At 72.8% G+C, this 19847-nt stretch carries 18 protein-coding genes; 10 read left to right on the top strand and 8 right to left on the bottom strand.

The window, feature by feature from the left end; translation table 11 throughout:
- Positions 1–329 precede the first annotated feature (329 nt).
- The 7 genes from ftsZ to ADY59_RS19455 all read left to right on the top strand — a co-directional run bounded on the left by ftsZ (position 330) and on the right by ADY59_RS19455 (position 7764).
- The gene (ftsZ, locus tag ADY59_RS19485) at positions 330–1838 is read left to right on the top strand and encodes a cell division protein FtsZ (RefSeq protein WP_049564092.1); all 1509 of its coding nucleotides are present in this window, start codon (positions 330–332) and stop codon (positions 1836–1838) included.
- A 157-nt stretch (positions 1839–1995) separates the two neighbouring features.
- The gene (locus ADY59_RS19480; protein ID WP_049564090.1) at positions 1996–2688 is read left to right on the top strand and encodes a YggS family pyridoxal phosphate-dependent enzyme; all 693 of its coding nucleotides are present in this window, start codon (positions 1996–1998) and stop codon (positions 2686–2688) included.
- 138 nt (positions 2689–2826) lie between these two features.
- The gene (locus tag ADY59_RS19475) at positions 2827–3327 is read left to right on the top strand and encodes a cell division protein SepF (protein WP_049564089.1); all 501 of its coding nucleotides are present in this window, start codon (positions 2827–2829) and stop codon (positions 3325–3327) included.
- An 80-nt stretch (positions 3328–3407) separates the two neighbouring features.
- Entirely contained in the window at positions 3408–3701 is a 294-nt protein-coding gene (locus ADY59_RS19470; RefSeq protein ID WP_049564087.1) for a YggT family protein, read from the top strand.
- Between the two features lie 106 nt (positions 3702–3807).
- Positions 3808–4674: a DivIVA domain-containing protein gene (locus ADY59_RS19465; protein WP_049564085.1), complete on the top strand. Its 867-nt coding sequence runs from the start codon at positions 3808–3810 to the stop codon at positions 4672–4674.
- Positions 4675–4715: 41 nt separating this feature from the next.
- Positions 4716–6977 carry a hypothetical protein gene (locus tag ADY59_RS50135; protein ID WP_156325604.1) on the top strand — a complete coding sequence of 754 codons (2262 nt, stop codon included), beginning with the start codon at positions 4716–4718 and terminating at the stop codon, positions 6975–6977.
- A 151-nt stretch (positions 6978–7128) separates the two neighbouring features.
- Positions 7129–7764, top strand: coding sequence for an MBL fold metallo-hydrolase (locus ADY59_RS19455; RefSeq protein ID WP_049564082.1), 636 nt, complete (start codon positions 7129–7131; stop codon positions 7762–7764).
- Positions 7765–7774: 10 nt separating this feature from the next.
- Here the strand turns inward: ADY59_RS19455 and ADY59_RS19450 are convergent, their stop codons facing one another.
- The 3 genes from ADY59_RS19450 to ileS form a co-directional block, all read right to left on the bottom strand.
- Complete coding sequence (locus ADY59_RS19450; RefSeq protein WP_049564080.1) at positions 7775–8383, bottom strand: TetR/AcrR family transcriptional regulator; 609 nt, start codon at positions 8381–8383, stop codon at positions 7775–7777.
- Positions 8380–9222 carry an alpha/beta fold hydrolase gene (locus ADY59_RS19445; RefSeq protein WP_049564078.1) on the bottom strand — a complete coding sequence of 281 codons (843 nt, stop codon included), beginning with the start codon at positions 9220–9222 and terminating at the stop codon, positions 8380–8382. The genes ADY59_RS19450 and ADY59_RS19445 overlap by 4 nt, the downstream gene beginning before the upstream one ends.
- Positions 9223–9346: 124 nt before the next feature.
- Positions 9347–12496 carry an isoleucine--tRNA ligase gene (gene ileS, locus ADY59_RS19440; protein ID WP_049564076.1) on the bottom strand — a complete coding sequence of 1050 codons (3150 nt, stop codon included), beginning with the start codon at positions 12494–12496 and terminating at the stop codon, positions 9347–9349.
- 421 nt (positions 12497–12917) lie between these two features.
- Here ileS and ADY59_RS19435 point away from each other — a divergent pair, with 421 nt between their 5' ends.
- The 3 genes from ADY59_RS19435 to ADY59_RS19425 are packed head-to-tail and all read left to right on the top strand — an operon-like array spanning position 12918 to position 14774.
- Positions 12918–13310 carry a TraR/DksA family transcriptional regulator gene (locus ADY59_RS19435; protein ID WP_082310240.1) on the top strand — a complete coding sequence of 131 codons (393 nt, stop codon included), beginning with the start codon at positions 12918–12920 and terminating at the stop codon, positions 13308–13310.
- Between the two features lie 38 nt (positions 13311–13348).
- A complete protein-coding gene (lspA, locus tag ADY59_RS19430) occupies positions 13349–13861 on the top strand; it encodes a signal peptidase II (RefSeq protein ID WP_231618788.1) in 513 nt (170 codons plus the stop codon).
- On the top strand, positions 13845–14774 hold the full coding sequence (locus ADY59_RS19425; RefSeq protein ID WP_049564071.1) for an RluA family pseudouridine synthase: 930 nt from the start codon (positions 13845–13847) through the stop codon (positions 14772–14774). Before lspA ends, ADY59_RS19425 begins: the two co-directional genes overlap by 17 nt.
- Before the next feature lie 4 nt (positions 14775–14778).
- On the opposite strand, the gene ADY59_RS47580 is transcribed toward ADY59_RS19425, so the two are convergent.
- Genes ADY59_RS47580 through ADY59_RS53420 form a run of 5 tightly spaced genes read right to left on the bottom strand, consistent with a single transcriptional unit; the run spans position 14779 to position 19847 of the window.
- Complete coding sequence (locus ADY59_RS47580; RefSeq protein WP_082310236.1) at positions 14779–16167, bottom strand: serine/threonine-protein kinase; 1389 nt, start codon at positions 16165–16167, stop codon at positions 14779–14781.
- A gap of 9 nt (positions 16168–16176) precedes the next feature.
- On the bottom strand, positions 16177–16488 hold the full coding sequence (locus tag ADY59_RS19415; protein ID WP_049564070.1) for an AzlD domain-containing protein: 312 nt from the start codon (positions 16486–16488) through the stop codon (positions 16177–16179).
- Positions 16485–17147, bottom strand: coding sequence for an AzlC family ABC transporter permease (locus ADY59_RS19410; RefSeq protein WP_049564068.1), 663 nt, complete (start codon positions 17145–17147; stop codon positions 16485–16487). Before ADY59_RS19410 ends, ADY59_RS19415 begins: the two co-directional genes overlap by 4 nt.
- 22 nt (positions 17148–17169) lie before the next feature.
- The gene (locus ADY59_RS19405; RefSeq protein WP_049564067.1) at positions 17170–18000 is read right to left on the bottom strand and encodes an AraC family transcriptional regulator; all 831 of its coding nucleotides are present in this window, start codon (positions 17998–18000) and stop codon (positions 17170–17172) included.
- Positions 17997–19847, bottom strand: coding sequence for a serine/threonine-protein kinase (locus ADY59_RS53420; RefSeq protein ID WP_049564065.1), 1851 nt, complete (start codon positions 19845–19847; stop codon positions 17997–17999). Before ADY59_RS53420 ends, ADY59_RS19405 begins: the two co-directional genes overlap by 4 nt.

Below are 19847 nucleotides of genomic sequence, written 5' to 3'. Positions count from 1 at the left end.
GCGGGCGCACGCCCGGCAAACTCGGCGCCGGAGCACCGCCGAGCCTGTCCGTTGCGGGCCTCCCGCCATGAGAGCCTGTACACCGGGTAGCGGCGGTGGAGGCCCCCGACCAGGCGTGACCACGGAGCGAAACGGACAGCCCGCGACACGCCGGACGTGCTTGCGGCGCGGTTAGTTGACCCGCGCGGAGCGTAACTCCTACTGTCCGTATCAATCTCAGGTTGACATAAATCTAAATCTCAACTTGAGGTTGAGAGTTACCCGAACTGACAAGACGCGGAGAAATCCGCACCGAAATGGCAAGTCAACGAGCGGAAAGGCCCCTCGTCGTGGCAGCACCGCAGAACTACCTCGCGGTCATCAAGGTCGTCGGCATCGGCGGCGGCGGAGTGAACGCCGTCAACCGGATGATCGAAGAGGGACTCAAGGGCGTCGAGTTCATCGCGATAAACACCGACGCCCAGGCGCTGCTGATGAGTGACGCCGACGTCAAACTGGACGTGGGCCGCGAGCTCACGCGCGGCCTCGGCGCGGGGGCCAACCCCGATGTCGGCCGCAAGGCCGCAGAGGACCACCGGGAGGAGATCGAGGAGGTCCTCAAGGGGGCCGACATGGTCTTCGTCACGGCGGGCGAGGGTGGTGGCACCGGCACCGGTGGCGCGCCCGTGGTGGCGAACATCGCCAGATCGCTGGGCGCTTTGACGATAGGAGTCGTCACCCGCCCGTTCAGCTTCGAGGGCCGCAGGCGCGCCATGCAGGCCGAGGCGGGCATCGAGACGCTGCGCGACGAGGTCGACACCCTCATCGTCATCCCCAACGACCGGCTGCTGTCGATCTCCGACCGGCAGGTGAGCGTGCTCGACGCGTTCAAGGCGGCCGACCAGGTGCTGCTCTCCGGTGTGCAGGGCATCACCGACCTGATCACCACGCCCGGCCTGATCAACCTCGACTTCGCCGACGTCAAGTCGGTCATGTCGGGCGCCGGCTCGGCGCTGATGGGCATCGGCCACGCGCGTGGCGACGACCGCTCGGTCGCGGCGGCCGAGATGGCGGTATCCAGCCCGCTGCTGGAGGCCAGCATCGACGGCGCGCACGGCGTGCTGCTGTCGATCGCGGGCGGCTCCGACCTCGGCCTGTTCGAGATCAACGAGGCCGCCCAGCTCGTCTCCATGGCGGCCGCGCCCGACGCCAACATCATCTTCGGCACGGTCATCGACGACGCGCTCGGCGACGAGGTGCGGGTCACCGTGATCGCCGCCGGGTTCGACGACCTGCCGCCGGCCGAGAAGCCGATGCCGCGCCCGCAGGCCCGTCCCGCCACCCAGGCGCCCGCCGCGCCGCCGGTGCCGCCTGCGCGCGCGAGCGCGCCCACGGCCGCCGTCAAGCCCGAGCCGAGGCCCGAGCTCCGCCCGGAGCCGCGCGCCGAGTTCAGGCCCGAGCCGCGTCCGGAGGCCCGTACGGACTTCCGCCCGGAGTCGAGGCCCGAGCAGCGCTCCGACTTCCGCCCGGAGTCGCGGCCGGAGTTCCGCGCCGAGTCGCGGCCCGAGCAGCGCTCTGACTTCCGTCCGGAGTCGCGGCCCGAGCCGTCCCGTACGGAGTTCAGGCCGGAGCCTCGGCCCGAGCCCCGTCCGGAGCCGGTCCGGCCCGCCGAGAGCGCCCAGGAGCCGGCCGCCGACCAGGACGACCAGCCCGGCCCCGTCTCCATCCCGCGGCCCACTCCGGAGCCCGCCAACCCGCCCACGCCCATCACCTCCCGCATGTCGGAGCCCGCCAAACGTCGCCCGGTGGTCTTCGAGGAGCAGGAGGAGGAACTGGACGTCCCCGACTTCCTGAAATAGCCCGACAGGCCCCCGCCGCTCCCTCGTCCGTCCCAGGGGAGCGGCGCCGCTGTGCCGGGGCCCTCTTCCCGTACGCGACGGCGCCCGTCTCCTCCGGGGGCGGGGCCGTACCGGAGGACGGGGTGCGGGAAGATGGGGGCGCACAGGAAGGAGAGGCGTGCGAAGGGAAGAGATCGCCTCGGGCCTCGCCGAGGTCGAAGGGCGCATCGGCGAAGCGTGCCGGGCGGCGCGGCGCGACCGGGGCGAAGTGACGTTGATCGCCGTCACCAAGACCTACCCGGCCGCCGACGTGCGCGTCCTGTCCGAGCTCGGCCTGCGCGACGTGGCGGAGAACCGTGACCAGGAGGCGGCGGGCAAGGCGCGCGAGTGCGCCGGGCTCCCGCTGACCTGGCACTTCGTCGGGCAGCTGCAGACCAACAAGGTCCGTTCCGTCGTCGGCTACGCCGACGTGATCCACTCAGTCGACCGGCTCCGGCTGGTCGAGGCGATCAGCCGCGAGGCCGTCCGGCAGGGCCGGGAGGTCGGCTGCCTGGTCCAGGTGGCTCTGGACGACGATCCGGCCAGGGGCGGCGCCCGTCCCGCCGAGGTGCCGGAGCTCGCCACGGAGATCGCCGCCGCGCCGGGCCTGTGGCTCGGCGGGGTGATGGCGGTGGCGCCGCTGGGGGGCGATCCCGGCGCGGCGTTCTCGCGGCTGCGCGATGTGGCGCTGGCCGTGCAGGACCGGCATCCACGTGCCACGATGATTTCGGCGGGGATGAGCGACGATCTGGCCGAGGCTGTCGCGCACGGCGCCACACATGTGCGGGTCGGTACGGCGTTGCTCGGCCGCCGGAAGCTCTTCGTCAGGTAATGTCCCGTCAAGTGGGTCTTCAGGCCCGCGATCCCGTAGAGGTCGAGCAGCGGTGAGCTTCAAGGGGGTACGGCTACCGCCTCGGGCCCGGCGACTGGCCCGAGCGAGTGAGACCATGAGCAGGAGGACGACGTAGCGATGGCCGGCGCGATGCGCAAGATGGCGGTCTACCTCGGTCTCGTGGAGGACGACCGCTACGAGAGGTACGAGCCCTACACGGATGAGTACACCTACGAGGACGACGGGCCGCGAACCGGCGAGGAACGTCCCGTAACGGTCCAGGACCGCGAAGAGGAGGCCGAGCCCGGGGTCCCCGCGCCGCGGCCCGCCACGACGGTCCTGGAGCGCCGTACGACCGATCTGGCCCGCATCACGACCCTCCACCCCCGCACGTACAACGAGGCCCGGACCATCGGCGAGCACTTCCGCGACGGCACCCCGGTCATCATGAACCTGACTGAGATGGTTGACAGCGACGCAAAACGGCTGGTCGATTTCGCGGCAGGTCTGGTCTTCGGCCTACATGGCAGCATTGAACGTGTTACCAACAAGGTGTTCCTGTTGTCCCCTGCCAATGTCGAGGTGACCGCCGAGGACAAGGCTCGAATCGCGGAACGCGGGTTCTTCAACCAGAGTTAGAGTCTCTGTATGCCTATCGGATCCAACCAGGTCTCCCCGAGACCGGGCGGACACATCAGAAGTGGAGGCGCGGCCAGACCGTGGGGATCGTAAGCCAGATCTTGGTCGTCGTCCTGTCTCTCTATCTGGTGCTGCTCATCGGCCGGATGATCTTCGAGACAGTGCAGGCGTTCGCCCGGCAGTGGCGGCCTTCCGGGGTCGTTCTCGTGCTCGCCGAAGCCACATACACCGCAACCGACCCGCCCCTCAAGTTCCTCCGCCGTTTCATTCCCCCGCTCCGGTTGGGTACGGTGGCCTTTGACCTAAGCTTCACAGTCCTCTTCATCATCGTCCTGCTGCTGATCAACATCGTAGGATCGTTCGGCGGCCGGTGAAGGGGGCCGCGGGGCACAGGTCGTGATCCAACTCGTGTCCGCGCTGAAGTGATTCGGGTTACCGTCCCTCCGGACAGACTCCAAAGCGCGCCAAGGAGACCAAAAGATGCCGCTTACGCCCGCTGATGTGCGGAACAAGCAGTTCAGCACGACCCGGTTGCGGCCGGGCTACGACGAGGAAGAGGTCGACGCGTTCCTCGACGAGGTCGAGGCCGAGCTAGACCGACTCATCCAGGAGAACGAGGAGCTGCGCGCCAAGCTGGCCGAGTGCCTGCGTGGCAAGGTGCCCGGTGGCATGAACATGCCCATGGCCTCCGCGCCGGTGCAGGAGCAGCCCAAGCCGGAGATGATGCAGCCGCCGCAGCCGGAGCCCATGCGGGCCCCCGAGCCGCAGCCGCAGCCCCAGCCGGTTCCCGTGGCCATGAACATGCCTCCCGCCGAGGACAACATGGACACCGCGGCTCGCGTCCTGGCCCTCGCCCAGCAGACCGCCGACCAGGCGATCGCCGACGCCCGCCGCGAGGCGGACGAGACCGTCACCCGCGCCCGCCGCGAGGCCGACGAGATCCTCACCAAGGCCCGCCGCCAGGCCGAGCAGGTCATCGGCGACGCCCGCGCCCGCGCCGAGACGCTCGAGCGCGACGCCCAGGAGCGCCACCGTCAGGCCATGGGCTCCCTCGTCCAGACCCGCGACGAGCTCGAGCGCAAGGTCGAGGAGCTGCGCAGCTTCGAACGCGAATACCGCAGCCGCCTCAAGCTCTACCTGGAGAACCAGCTCGCCGAGCTGAACGTCTCCGCCGAGGGCAGCGGCGGGTTCCCGGTCATGTCGGGTGGTCCCGGCGCTCCCGCCATGTCGCACTCCGTGCCGCAGGGTGGTCAGCAGCCTCTGCCCGGTGGCCCGAACCCGTTCGGCGGCGAGGCTCCGCAGGGCGCCTTCCCCGGCGGTGACGGTCCCCACAACGACCGCCGGTAAAGTAACGGGTCAACTGGACCCGTCACTCGAAAGAGCCCCTAGTGATCCTTATCAGTGCTGGTTTGGTGCTCGCGGCGGTCGTGCTGCTGATCGCGGGCTTCGTACTGGCCAAGCCGTTCCTGATCATGTGGTCCATCGTGGTCAGCGTGCTGTCGGCGCTGTTCCTGGTGATCGGAGCGATGCTGCGGCGTCACGAGCTGTTCCCCGGCGGTGGGCAGGCCGCTACCCCGGCCACCCCCCCTCCGGCAGGGCTCGCGCCCCCAGGGGCGCCGCACACCCGGCCCGGCCCCATGGGAGCGCAGCAGCCGTCAGGTCCGCATCCCTACCAGCGGACGCCTGCGATGCCGGCACCCGTGCCCACACCCGGGCCCGCGACCAGGCCCGCACCGGCGCCGGCGGCTCCCCGCCCGGCGACGGCGAGAGGGATCTCCCCGGACGCGATCGTGCTGGTCATTCCCGGACGCAGGCGTTACCACGTGCCGGGATGCCGCCAGCTGGCCGGCCGGGATCATGAGGAGCTCACGTACGAAGAGGCGCGCGAGGAGGGCTTCACGCCCTGCACCGCCTGCCTCCCCGACGCCGCGCTCGGCGGACGGCAGCTGCCGCCTGCCGCCGACCCCGAGCCCGCGGCCCCCGCAGCACACCTGACGGAGCCCGCCGAGTCCACGCGCGACCTGCGTTCGCCGGTCGCCCCGCCGAAGTCCGGTCCCCAGGCTTCCACCCCCGGCTCGGACACCACCTCCCCGGCCCCGGCCGCCGGGAGCAAGGCCGCCTCGCCTGCCGAGGGGCCGTCCGCCGGAGATCCCGCCGCCTCGCCCGCCGAGAGCGCGTCCGGCTGGTTCGCCCCCGCCACCTCGACCGGCGGCGGGCCGACCGCCTCCCGTCCCGGCGACGCCAAGGCGGCTCCCAAGACCGGCGGCTCCACCCCGTCCGGACCTGACGACGCCTCGGGCGCCAAGCCGAGTGACAGCACCTCAGCCCCCAGGCCCGGCCAGGCCCGCCCGGCTTCCCCGCCCGGCGGCAGCTCCACCTCCAGCCCTGCGGCCGGCCCTGCGGCCGGCCCTGCGGCCGGTGGTAAGCCCTCCGGCTCCGCGGAGGGTGGTAAGCCTAAGCCGTCCACCTCCGGCCCTGCGGCCGGTGGTAGGCCTCCGGCCTCTGCGGAGGGTGGTAAGCCTTCCACCTCCAGCGATGCGGCTGGGCGTAAGCCCTCCGGCTCCGCGGGGGGCGGCAAGTCGTCCACCTCCGCCTCTGTCGAGGGTGACGAGGACGAGACGGAGACCAAGACTTCCCTGCCGCTGCCCGGCGCCGGGCAGCGGCCTTCCGGTGCCAAGCCGGAGGGGCCCGAGCGGCGCCCGTCCGGGAAGAGCGCCGCTGCTCCGGACGCCGACGCCGCGGACCGCGATCCCGACACCCAGCCGCAGCCGCGTGTCACCGCCGACGGGACACCGGTGCCCCAGCCAAGCTCTGCCGGCCAGGGCCGTCCCGAGCGGTCCGGGGGGTCACCTTCCGGTCCGCCCCGCCCCCGGAGGGACGAGGCGGCCTCCGAGATGACGCCCCCCTCAGGCGTACGCCGTCCCGCACCCGGCGCCTCCCGAGCAGGCTCGCCGGCCGCCGGGGACCCGGAGCGCCCGGCGTCGTCGACCGAATCGGCCCGATCCAGCGGCCCGCTGCCGACCGGCGCCGGGGCCGAGGACACCTCCGCCAAGAACGCCACGTCCAGAACCGCCACCTCCACGGACGCCGCCTCAACGGGCGCGGCCGCGGACAGGGCCGCGACGGGCGGTCCTTCGGCCGGTACGGCCCCCACAGGCCCCGCGTCGGCAGGAGCTGCCGCAGCGCCCACCGCGAGCGGCGCCGCCCCGGCGGGGGCCGCGTCGGGCAGCGGCGGCAAGGGCAGGCCGCAGGCCGGACCGGCGAAGCGCGAGAGCCCGGCCAGGCCGGAGGGCACGGCCAGGCCGGAAAGTGCGGCCAGGCGGGAGAGCGCGGCCGGGCCGGAGGGTGAGGCCGCCGCTCCGGAGCGTCCGGCTCCCTCGTCCGCGTCCGTCAAGGGAACGGCCGGTGCGTCGCCCAAGGAGCGCAAGACTTCCGAAACGGCCACGCCCCAGGGCAAGAACGGCGGTGGCGCCAAGGGCGGCGGTTCGGTGAAGGTCATCGTGGGCACCCGCCGCTACCACAGCACCGCCTGCCCCCTCATCCAGGGCGCGGGAGACACCGGTGTGGAGACCATGACGCAGGCCGAAGCCGAGGCGGCGGGCCTGACGAGCTGCTCGGTCTGCCAGCACGACCGCGAGACCGTCAGCTGACCCCTCGCTATCCCCTACGAAGGCAAGCCCCTGCGGCGTCGCTCCGGCTCCCGCGAGCGTACGGCAGTGACCGGCGGTCAAGCCGGTCGAGCCGGTTGAGCCGTACGCGAAGCGCGGCGTGCGCGGGGACGCGGGGCGGGAGGATGGGCTCATGAGGCTCATCAAGTACGGGCATGCCTGCGTGCGGCTGGAGAAGGACTCGCGGGCACTGGTCATCGACCCCGGGATGATCATGCCCGATGCCGCCGCGCTGGCCGGCGCCGAGGCGGTGCTGGTCACGCACGAGCACTGGGATCACCTCGACGCCGGCCGGTTGCGGGCGGCGGCCGAGAGCGATCCGGAGCTCGTCGTCTACACCTGCGAGGGAGTGGCGCGCGGGCTGGCGGAGTTCGGCGACCGGGTGCGGGTGGTGCGTGACGGGGACGTGGTGAAGGCCGCCGGGTTCGAGGTGGCGGTCGTCGGCGAGCGGCACCACGTGAGCCATCCCGATGTGGCGCCGGTGGGCAACGTCGGGTTCCTGGTCGACGGGGAGGTGTTCCATCCGGGTGACGCGCTCACCGTGGTGGACGCGCCCACGCTGCTGGTGCCCGGGCAGGCGCCGTGGATGACGGTGCCCGACCTGATCGGCTATCTGCGCGCGGTGCGGCCGCGCAGGGCCTTCGCCGTGCATGACGGGTTGCTCAACGAGTGGGGGCTCAAGGTGCTCGACGGCGTGCTGGAGAGCGAGCGCGAGCGGCTCGGCGCCGACATCCGGCGGCTGCCCGTGGGAGCCGCCGCCGAACTCTGAGCACGAGCGCTCATGGGCGGGCGAGGGCGATGAGGGCGTCGGCGAGGAGGCCGGCCTGGCGGGAGCAGCCGGCCGGGTCGCTCGTCTCGGCGTACTCGAAGACCAGCCCGTCCATCCGGTGGATGAGGAAGCGGGTGAGGTCGGCGACCGCGACGGCGGGCCGGACGCCGTCCGCGTCGGCGGCGGACTCCAGGGCGGACCGGATGAGGTCGCCGCCGAGCGGGCCGTTGACCGCCGCCCACACGTCCCGCGAGGCCGGCAGCACGCTGTCCTTGTTGCGGATCACCCACATGGTCAGCTCCATGAGCGCCAGGTGCAGGCCGAGGTGGTCGCGGATCCACTGCCAGTAGGTGGCGACGACGGCGCGGAGGGTCGCCTCCAGGCCGGCGGCCGGGTCGAGCCCCTCGAAGGCGGTGCGCATCGTGGCCCCGGCCCGCCCGAGGACGACCATGATCAGCTCGTCCTTGTCGCGGAAGCAGTAGTGGATGGTGCCGCGCGGCGTACCGGCGCGCTCGGCGATGCGCCGGGTGGTGGCCTGCGCGAGCCCCTCCGTCGCGATCACCTCGATGGCGGCGTCGACGATGAGCCGGCGCCGCTCGCCGGCCGGCAGGTAGGTCATCCGATGAAGGAGCGCAGCAGGGAGAAGAAGCGCTCGCCCTCGGTGTCGGGCACGAAGTGGCCCGAGCGCTCGAACACCTCCAGGCGCGCCCCTGGCACGCCCGCGGCGATCTCCTCGGCCGTGGCCAGGGGCGTGATCGGGTCACGGGAGCCGGCCACGACGAGCGTCGGGCAGTGGATCGCGGCGAGCCGCTCGCGCAGGTCGAACCGGGCGCCGGACATGAAGCTCATGGTCAGCTCCGGGTTGGGCACCATGCGGGCCATGGCCTGGATGTCGGACTCCGACGGGAAGGCCGGGTCGGGACTGTAGGCGGGGGCGCAGAGCCGCCCGAAGGCGGCGAAGGTCTCCGGCGTGCCCTCGGTGAGGAACGCCTTGGCGGCCAGCGCCGCCTCCTCGCCCGCCTCGGCGCGGAAGCCTTCGACGATCCGGTCCACGTCCCAGCGGGCGACGGTGCTCTGCAGGATCAGCTTGCCCGGATGGCCGGGGTGGCGGGAGGCGTAGCTCATGGCCACGGCTCCGCCCCAGGACCAGCCCAGGACGATCGGCTTGACGATGCCGAGGGTGTCGCAGAGGGCGCGTACGTCGTCGCCCCACTGGCCGAGGTTCCAGGTCGCCGGGTCGGAGTCCTGGCTGCGGCCGTTGCCGCGCTGGTCGACGTAGACGATCTGGGCCACGTCCGCGAGCCGCCCGTAGGCGGGCTTGAAGATCGTGTGGTCGTGGCCGGGGCCGCCGTGCAGCAGCACCAGGGTCGGCTTCTCCCGCATCGTGTAGCCGTCGGGCTCCAGCCCGGTTCCTTCGACGTCGACGTACAGGGTGGTGCCGTTCACCGGGACCCGCATGGGATGAGCTCCTTCGAAACAAATGGGCGCTTGGCCAAGTTTCGCGACAGCCCGGTGGCCGGACAAGGAAGGCGCACCCCCGGACGGTGGTAGGGCGGGCCCTACCGCCGTCCGGAGGAGTGTCTCAGGCGCGGCGGAGCTGGAAGGAGAGCCCCAGGTCGGCGTCGGTGTGCGCGGGCAGGCCCGGCTCGGCGCCCTCGGTGACCGAGGTGGCCAGCACCTCGTCGGCCACCAGGCCGCCGCCCGCGCGCAGCGCCTGCGCCAGGTCCGGGCCGGAGGCCGACCACCACAGGTCGATGCGGTCGGTGATGGACAGGCCGCTCGACTTGCGCGCCTCCTGCACCAGGCGGATGACCTCGCGCAGCAGCCCGGCCCGGCGCAGCTCGTCGGTCAGCTCCAGGTCGAGCGCCACCGTCTCGCCGGTGCCGGTGTCGACGGCGCCGGTCTCCACCGCCCAGCCGGAGCGCGGCTGCTCGGTGACGATCACGTCGTCCGGCCCGAGCTCGACCCGGCCGAGCTCGCCCGCCTCCACGCTCACCGTGGCGCCGGAGCGCAGGCCGCGAGCCAGCGCGGTGGCGTCGGCGGCGCCCACGGCGGCGGCCACGAGCTTCGTCTGCGAGCCGAACCGCTTGCCGAGCGCCCGGAAGTTCGGCTTGACCGTGTACGAGACCAGGTCGGCGCTGAAACCGGACATGTCCTCGAGCGCCTGGACGTTCAGCTCGTCGGCGACGAGGTCACGCAGCTCGCCAGGCAGCGACGGCCACCCCTGCGCGCCGACGAGGGCGCGGCCGAGCGGCTGGCGGGTCTTGACGCCCGAGGAGGCACGGGCCGAGCGGCCCAGCTCGACCAGCCGCCGCACCAGCGCCATCCGCTCCGACAGCGCCGGGTCGAGCAGGTCCTCCCGTACGGCGGGCCAGGAGGTCAGGTGCACCGACGAGGGCGCCTCCTCGCTCCGCAGCACGTCCCACAGGTAGTCGGTGACGAACGGCGTCATCGGCGCCATGAGCCGCGTGACCGTCTCCAGGCACTCGTACAGGGTGGCGAACGCCTCGCGCGACCCCTGCCAGAACCGGCGGCGCGAGCGGCGCACGTACCAGTTGGACAGGTCGTCGAGGAAGTCGGCCAGCCTGCGCCCGGCCCGCTGGGTGTCGTACTCGTCCAGCGCCGCGGTGACCTCGGCAACCGTGCGGTGCAGCTCGGCCAGCGCCCACCGGTCGAGCAGCGGCCGCTCGGCGGCCGGCGGGGCCTCGGCGAGCATCGCGGGCGACCACGACTCGGCGTTGGCGTAGAGGGTGAAGAACGACGTGGTGTTCCAGTAGGTCAGCAGGACCTTGCGGACGATCTCCTCCAGCGCGTTGTGACCGACCCGGCGGGCCGCCCACGGCGAGCCGGAGCAGGCCATGAACCAGCGCAGCGCGTCGGCGCCGTGCTGGTCCATCAGCGGCATCGGCTCCAGGATGTTGCCCAGGTGCTTGCTCATCTTGCGCCCGTCCTCGGCCAGGATGAGCCCGAGGCACAGCACGTTCTCGTAGGAGGACTGCCCGAACACCAGCGTGCCCACGGCCATCAGCGAGTAGAACCAGCCGCGGGTCTGGTCGGTCGCCTCGCAGATGAACTGCGCCGGGTAGACGCCCTCCGGCTTGCCGGGGCGCCCCCACTGGGCGAACGGCATCGACCCGGAGTCGTACCAGGCGTCGATGACGTCGGGCACCCGGCGCGCCTCGGCCGAGCACGCCGGGCAGGGGAAGGCCACGTCGTCGACGAAGGGGCGGTGCGGGTCGAGGGCCGACAGGTTCTGGCCGGCCAGCTCGCCCAGCTCGGCCAGGGAGCCGACGCAGGTCACGTGGCTCTCGTCCGCGGAGCACACCCACAGCGGCAGCGGCGTGCCCCAGTAGCGCGAGCGCGACAGCGCCCAGTCGACGTTGTTGCGCAGCCACTCGCCGAAGCGGCCCCACTTGACCGTGTCGGGGTACCAGTTGGTGCCGGCGTTCTCGGCCAGCATCTGGTCCTTGACCGCGGTGGTGCGGATGTACCACGACGGGAGCGCGTAGTAGAGCAGCGGCGTGTGGCAGCGCCAGCAGTGCGGGTAGCTGTGGTCGAAGTGGCCGCCGCGGAACAGCAGCCCGCGCCCGCGCAGGTCGTCGGTGAGCCGCTCGTCGGCGTCCTTGAAGAACACCCCGCCCACCATCGGCACGTCGTCCAGGAAGCGCCCGTCGGGGCCGATCGGGTTGACCACCGGCATGTCGTAGCGCTTGATGACGGCCATGTCGTCGGCGCCGAACGCGGGCGCCTGGTGGACCAGGCCGGTGCCGTCCTCGACGGTGACGTAGTCGCCGAGCACCACGTAGTGCGCGTCGGGGATGTCGACCAGCTCGAACGGCCGCTCGTAGGTGGTGCGCTCCAGCTCGCGGCCGGTGAAGCGGGCCACCTCGGTGGCGTCGTCGCCCAGCACGGCGGCCTTCAGCGGCTCGGCCACCACCAGCACCTCGCCGCCGGCCGTGCGCGCGGCCACGTACGTGACGTCGGGGTGCACGGCGACGGCGGTGTTGGACACCAGGGTCCACGGCGTGGTCGTCCAGATCAGCAGCGAGGCGCCCAGCTCGGCCAGCGGGCCGGAGGTCGCGGGCATGCGGACGTAGACCGACGGGCTGGTGACGGTCTCGTAGCCGCCCGGCTGGCCCAGCTCGTGGTCGGACAGGCCGGTGCCGCAGCGCGGGCAGTAGGGCGTGATGCGGAAGTCGCGGAACAGCAGCCCCTTGTCGAAGACGACCTTGAGCGACCACCACACGGCCTCGACGTAGGCCGGGTCCATGGTCCGGTAGGCCGTCGACAGGTCGATCCAGTAGCCCATCCGCTCGGTGAGCTGCTCGAACGCGTCGACGTGACGCAGCACGGACTCGCGGCACTTGGCGTTGAACTCGGCGATGCCGTACGCCTCGATGTCACGCTTGCCGGACAGGCCGAGCTCTTTCTCGATGCCGACCTCGACGGGCAGGCCGTGGCAGTCCCAGCCGGCCTTGCGCGGGACGCTGAAGCCGCGCATCGACTTGTAGCGCGGGAACAGGTCCTTGAAGACGCGCGCCTCGACGTGGTGCACGCCGGGCAGGCCGTTGGCGGTGGGCGGGCCCTCGTAGAAGACCCAGGAGGGGTTGCCCTCGTTCTGCTGGACGGACCGCTCGAAGATCTTCCCGTCCCGCCAGCGGTCCAGGACCTCGCGCTCGAGCGCGGGCAGGTCGACCTGCGCGGGAAGAGAGCGGAATGATGGCGAAGACATTTCGGGCGGGACCTCCACGCGTCATGGGACAGACCGGCGTGAAGGGACGAAGCCGGGGGCTCCGCGGTACCACCCTTCTTGGCCCCATGGCTCGGGGCCCTCTTCGTTGGGCTGCTGCCGGGTCTAGTGAGCTCTGGTGAGCCGTTCTTCCGGCGGCTCCGGGGTGATATCCCTCACAAGCGGGCCCCATCAACGCCTTGCAGCTTCACACCATAACGCAGAGCGGGGGGCGGATGCTTCCGGGTTTCCCTGTGCCTGGAACCGACAAAGTTGTGGGAATGGAGTCCGCTGAGCAGGAGTGAGAGCAGCGGGGCGGGATAGTACGGCAGAGGTAAACCGTCCGGCGGGTCGTTTGCCGTTCCGTTATCGGAGACCTAAGCTGCCCGCACCATTCACGGCCTTGATCAGCATGGAGGCAGCCATGGTGGCAGTCACACAGACCACCGCAACACCGTCGACGTGGTCGAAACAGGAGCTGGCCGAGGTACGCGGCAGGCTGCAGACGGAGATCGACGAGCTCAACGCCGACATCCTCCGTCACGAGTCGGAGATCGCCTCGGGCGACGTCACCCAGGGGGCGGGCGACGACCAGGCGGACGCCGGCGCGAAGACCTACGAGCGCGAACGCGAGATCGCCCTTACCCTGAATGCACGCGACCTGGTCGCGCAGAACGAACGTGCGATCGCCAGGATCGACTCAGGGACCTATGGAGTGTGCGAATCGTGCCACAAGCCGATCGGCAAGGAACGCCTTCAGGCGTTCCCGAGGGCGACGCTGTGCGTGGCCTGCAAGCAGAAGGAGGAGCGCCGGTAGGCGGGCGGCGGGGCCGCCTCGTCGCGGTCCTGGCGTCATTGGCGGCCGTCCTCTACGTGTCCGACCTCGTCACCAAGACGGTGGTGCTGCGGACGCTGGAGGGCGAGCCGCCGCTGGTCGTCATCCCGGGCGTGCTGCAGTTCCGGGTGATCTTCAACTCCGGTGCCGCGTTCAGCATCGGGACCGGGATGACGTTCATCTTCACCTTCATCGCCGCCGGCGTGGTCATCGCGATCATCCGCACGGCGCGCAAGCTCCGCAGCATGCCCTGGGCGATCACGCTCGGGCTGCTGCTGGGCGGCGCGCTCGGCAACCTCACCGACCGGCTGTTGCGCTACCCTTCCGGTTTCGGCAGGTCCACCCAGTTCCAGGGGCACGTGGTCGACTTCGTCGAGGTGCTGCCCGGCAACTTCCCGGTGATCGACTACTTCCCGGTGTTCAACGTCGCCGACTCGGCGATCGTGTGCGGCGGCATCCTGGCGGTCATCCTGGCCTGGCGCGGCTACCAGATCGACGGAACGAGGGAGGGCAAGAGTGGCCGAGCAGCGTAGTCTGCCCGTGCCCGACGGGCTGGAGGGCGAGCGGCTCGACGCCGCGCTCTCGCGGCTGTTCGGATTCTCGCGCACCCGCGCGGCCGAGCTGATCGGCGCGGGCGAGGTCGTGGTCGACGGCCGCGAGCCGGCCAAGTCCGACCGCGTGCACGCCGGAGCCTGGCTCGAGGTGACGCTGCCGCCGCCGGTGGCCACCCCGATGCCGGTGGCCGAGCCGGTCCCCGGCATGACGATCGTGTACGAGGACGACGACATCGTCGTGGTCAACAAGCCGATCGGCGTGGCCGCGCACCCGACCGTCGGCTGGACCGGCGCGACCGTGATCGGCGGCCTGCTCGGCGCCGGTCACACGATCGCCACCAGCGGCGCGGCCGAGCGGCAGGGCATCGTGCACCGCCTCGACGCCAACACCACCGGCGCGATGGCCGTGGCCAAGAGCGAGCACGCCTACTCCTTCCTCAAGCGCGCCTTCAAGGAACGCACCGTCGACAAGCGCTACCACGCGCTGGTCCAGGGGCATCCCGACCCGTTCCGCGGCACGGTCGACGCGCCGATCGACCGGCACCCCTCGGGTGACGGCAGGTTCGCGGTGGTCGCCGGCGGCAAGCCGTCCATCACCCACTACGACACGATCGAGGCGTTCCGGGCGGCCTCGCTGCTCGACATCAAGCTGGAGACCGGCCGTACCCACCAGATCAGGGTGCACATGTCGGCGCTGCGCCACCCGTGCGTCGGCGACCTGATGTACGGCGCGGACCCGACGATCGCCGCCCGGCTGGGCGTCACCCGGCAGTGGCTGCACGCGGTCTCGCTCGGGTTCGAGCATCCGGCGACCGGTGAGTGGATGTCGTTCACCACCGACTACCCGGACGACCTGCGCGGGGCGCTCGACGCCGTGCGCGCCGAATCGTAGCCGGTCAGAGCTTCTTCTGGTTCTTCGGGTTCTTCGGCTTCTTCCCCGGCTTGTCCTGCGGGCCCTGAGCCTGGTCGCCGCCGTCCGGCTCCACCTGGCCGGGCTTGCCCGGGTCCGGATCCTCCGGCTCCGCCGGGGCTGAGGATTCGGTGGACTCGGAAGACTTGGGGGCCTTGGGGGACTTCGTGGGCTTGGGGTCGGGCTTGCGCTCGGTCGCGCGGTCCGACGGGGTGTCGGGCTCGCCGGTGTCCCGGTCGCGCGGCGGCGCGTACGTGGGATCGGAGCCGGAGGGCGGCAGGCCGGATCGTGGCGACGGGTCGGCCGTTGCCGACGAGGGCGGCGGGTCGGCCGGCCGCGACGACTCGGCGGGCGCGGCCGGGCCGGGAGTGTTCACCACCGCCGGCACGGTGGGCGGCCTGGCCGTCTCCGCCGGGCGGTGCGACCACCACGCCCACCCGCCCGTCACCAGGGCCACCAGCAGCGACCCGACGCCCAGCGCGAGCAGCCGCGGCCGGCGGCGGACGGGCGGCGGCTCGGCCACCGGGACAGGCACCGGCCCGGTCGGCTCCGGCGCGCTGCCCGCGATGATCGCCGTCAGCCGCCCCTCGGCCTCCTCCAGCGACATCCGCTCCGCCGGGTCCTTGCGCAGCAGCCCGAGCAGGACCGGCGCCAGCACGCCCGCGCGGGCCAGCGGGGCCGGCTCGGCGTGCATGACCGCGCCCAGCGTGGCCAGCGCGTTCGAGCGGTGGAAGGGGGAGTGGCCCTCCACCGCGATGTACATCGTCACGCCCAGCGACCACAGGTCGGACGCCGGCCGCGCCTGCCCGCCGGCCGCCCGCTCCGGTGCCATGAACGCCGGCGTGCCGATCAGCATCCCGGTGCGGGTGACCGGCGCCTCGTCCTCCGTGGTCGCGATGCCGAAGTCCGTCAGCACCGCCCGGCCGTCCTCGGCCAGCAGCACGTTGTCGGGCTTGACGTCGCGGTGCAGCACCCCGGCGCCGTGCGCCGCGCGCAGCGCCTCCAGCAGTTGCAGGCCCAGGTGCGCGGTTTCCGCGGGGGTCATGGGCCCGTCGTCGCGCACCAGCTCGCCCAGCGTGCGCGAGCGGACGAGCTGCATCACGATCCACGGGTGACCGTGCTCCTCCAGCACGTCGTAGACCGCCGCCACGCACGGATGGGCCACCCGCCCGGCCGCCCGCGCCTCGCGGAACGTCCGGGTGGTGAAGATCTCGCGTTCCGGTCCCGTGAGATCGGGGGGCGGGAGGACCTCCTTCAGGGCCACGTCCCTGCCGAGCACCTCGTCGTGAGCCTGCCACACGGTGCCCATGCCGCCACGGCCGATCGTCCGCACCAGCCGGTAGCGGCCCCCAACAATCCCCGCAGAATCGGACATGTGGGGCGCCTACCCGAGAAAGAGCCGGACAACCCCTGTCGTGGCGGCCGCCGCGATCAGCACGACGAGGAACGGGGCGCGCAGCACCAGCGCCACCACCGCCGCGGCCAGCCCCGCCGTCCGGGCCAGGTCGAAGGCGAGCGCCCCGTCAGCGGTGAACATCTGCACGGCGATCAGCGCCGACAGCAGCGCCACCGGCACCAGCTCGGCGAACCGCCGCACCATCGGATGGTCGAGCACCTGGCGCGGCGCGGCCAGCCCGGCCAGCTTGAGCGCGTAACAGCCCAGGCACACCGCCGCGATCGCCCACCACAGCGTCATCGCGCCATCACCACGAGCACCGCGAACGCCGACAGCAGCACCGGCACCCCCGGCGGCAGGAACGGCGTCGCCAGCAGCGCGACCGCCGCCCCGGCCGCCGCCAGCAGCCGCAGCTCACCGCTCCCGGCCAGGCGCGGCCACAGGATCGCCAGGAACGTCGCCGGACCCACCACGTCCAGCCCCAGCATCCCCGGATCCCCCAGGGAGGACGTGCCGAGCGCGCCGGCCAGCGTGGTGAGGTTCCACGTCACGTACAGGGTGGCGAAGGTGGTCAGGAAGCCGGTGCGGGCCGCCTCCGGTGACGGCTGGGCGAGCGCCACGGCCGTCGTCTCGTCGATGACGCCGTGCGCCGCCGCGAGTCTGCGCGCCCCCCGTACCTGGAGCAGATCCGCCAGGCGCAGGCCGTACAGCGTGTTGCGGCCGCCGAGCAGCAGCGCGCCCGACGCGGCGGAGACCAGGTCGCCGCCCGCGCCGACGGCGCCCGTGAGCGCGAACTGCGAGGCGCCGGTGAAGGCGAGCAGGCTCAGCACGCACGCCTGCGGCACGCTCAGCCCCGCGGTGACCGCCGCCGCCCCGAAGGCGACGCCGGACAGCCCCACGGCCAGGCCCACCCCCAGCCCGTCCCGGATCGCGGCGGAACGGTAAGTCGTTCTTTCCATGTCATATGAGGGTATGGGCAGGTCAGTCGTGGTTCTTGTACGTTCCTGCGGCCCGCTGGTAGGCGGCCGGTGGCACGCCGACGATCCGTTTGAAGTGCCGGGTGAGGTGCGCCTGGTCGGTGAAGCCCACGTCGGCGGCCACCCGCGCGGCCGGCACCCCCGAGCGCAGCAGCCGGCGCGCGTGCCGCACCCGCAGCGACGTCAGGTAGGCGTGCGGAGGCAGCCCCGTCACCGCCTTGAACGCGCGCAGCAGCGGGAACGGCCTGGCGCCGACGGCCTGCGCCAGATCGTCCAGCGACGGCGGGTCGACCAGCCGCTCGCGCAGCAGGCCCATCGCCTCCTCCACCGCCCGCCGACCCTCCGGCGCGAGCGCCACCGCCGGCCGCCCGGCCGCGTGCCGGCTCAGCAGCCGCGCGAACAGCGTCCGCGTCAGCGTCGAGGCGGCCAGCCGGTCGCCCACCTCGGCGGCCCGGTGCGCCGCCGCCAGCACCGCCGCCACCTCCCGGTCGCCCACCACCTGCTCGGGGAAGTACGGGGTGCCGCGCGTCAGGCCCAGCTCCGCCGCCACCTCCGCGACGGCCTCGACCGACGGATAGATCATCCGGTACGCCCAGCCGTCCGCCACGCCCGCCTGACCGGTGTGCATCGAGTCGGGGTTGACCAGCACCACCTCGCCGGCGGCCGCCCGGTGCAGCGTGCCCCGGTAGTCGAACTCCTCGACGCCGTCGGTGATGACGCCGATCGCGTAACCGTCGTGCACGTGCCGGGAGAAGCGGTGGGTGACGTACCGGGCCTTGAGCAGGTCGACCTCCGGGACCCCCGGATGCCGCCAGAACCGCGCCTGCTCCCTCACCGGGCCACCGGGCGGAACGTGCGCAGGAACGCGTCGGCGTAGTGCCGGTCCCGCGTCCAGCGGGCGTGGTCGGTCTCCCAGTAGAGGGCGAACGGGCGGCCGTCGGCGGTGCGGAAGCCCCGGTTCACCACGTGGATCAGCGTGCCCTCGCGCGGCCGGGTGAACTCCCAGTCGGCCGCCGGGACGCCCAGGTAGGTGAGCGGGCGGATGCCGACCCGCCGGTAGCCGGGGAACTCGCCCTTGTCCCGGATCTCCCGCTCCAGGGCTCGCCAGTGGGCTTCGGGGGTGGCATGCCGCGTCCGGGGAACGGTCCACTCCACGATCATCGTTCCGGCGGTGCCGGGACCCGACAGGGTCACGCTGTCCCTCGTCGCGTGCTTGACCGCCCGCCAGCCCTTCGGCATGGCGATGGAGAACCCGCCGGCGGCGTCACGATACGTCCGCCACCCGGCGGGCGGGCGCGCGCTCCCGGGCGACCGCGCGGGACCACTGGGGGTGGTCGCCGGGCCGGTGCTCGGGCCTCCGTCGGTCGCCGTGGGGTCGCCGGTCGGGCCACTGGCCGGGCCACTGGCCGGGCCACTGGTCGGGCCACTGGTCGGGCCACTGGTCGGCTCGCCGGTTCGTCCCGTCGGGGTGCCGCCGGGCCGGCCGGCGGCGGACGCGTCGGCCGACGGGCCGGGGGCGGCGACGTCCGTCCCCGGCGACGCCAGGTTCATGACCACCAGCACGCCGCCCGCGCCCACGGCCGCCGCCACGAGCACGGCGAGTCCGACCCCGGCCCACCGCCGCCTCCCCGGCACACCCACCGTGTCACCAGCCCGGACGGCCCCGCTCGCTCCCGCGGGGACGTCGGTACGAGCCCCGTCCATCGCCGCGCCGTAGCCCGGTGCCCCCGCTGGAGGGCCCCATTCGCCGGGGGAGGGCATGGCGCCGGGGCGTGTGGCGACTCCGGCGGGGGGCGTCTCCCGGCGGTAGGCGGGCGGCGCCTTCTCCTGCGAACCTCCGGGGAAGGGCGCGTCGCCGAAGTGCGACATCCCCGGGAGCGGCGCGGCGATGGCCGCCAGGAGGCGGGCCGCCTCGGCGGCGGGGATACGGGCGCCCGGGTCGCGGGACAGCAGGCCGGTGATGACCGGGGCGAGGGGGCCGGCGTGCGACGGCGGCGCCGGCGGATCGCGCAGGATCGCCGCCACCGTGGCCGCCCAGGAGTCGCGCCGGTACGGCGGCGCGCCCTCCACCGCCGCGTACAGGGTGGCCCCCAGCGACCACAGGTCCGACTCGGGCCGCGCGGCCTCGCCGTTGAGGCGCTCCGGCGGCATGTACGCGGGCGTGCCCACCAGTCCGCCGGTCGCCGTCAGACCGGCGTCGGTCTCCACGGTGGCGATGCCGAAGTCGGTCAGCACCACCCGGCCGTCGTCGGCCAGCAGCACGTTCTCGGGCTTGACGTCGCGGTGCAGCACCCCGGTGGCGTGCGCGGCGCGCAGCGCGTCGAGGACCCGGGCGCCGATCGCCGCCACCCGCGTCACCGGCAGCGGCCCCTCGGCGCGGATCGTCTCGGCGAGCGAGTGGGAGCGCACGAGCTGCATGACGATCCACGGCCGCCCGTCCTCCTCGACGACGTCGTGGACGACCACGACCGAGGGGTGGTCGAGCCGCCCCGCCGCCCGCGCCTCCCGGATGGTGCGCCGGTTGAGCGCGGCACGCTGGGCTTCGCCGACGCCGGTGTAGCGGACCTCCTTGATCGCCACCGTGCGGTCGAGCAACTGGTCGTGAGCGCGCCAGACCACGCCCATGCCGCCCTCGCCGAGGGGCTCGATGAGGCGGTAGCGGTTGCCGACCTGCCTGTCCAT

This window comes from Nonomuraea sp. SBT364 (assembly GCF_001083785.1).
In the GTDB taxonomy this organism is placed as follows: Bacteria; Actinomycetota; Actinomycetes; order Streptosporangiales; family Streptosporangiaceae; genus Nonomuraea.
This window is presented reverse-complemented; position numbering and strand designations above follow the sequence as displayed.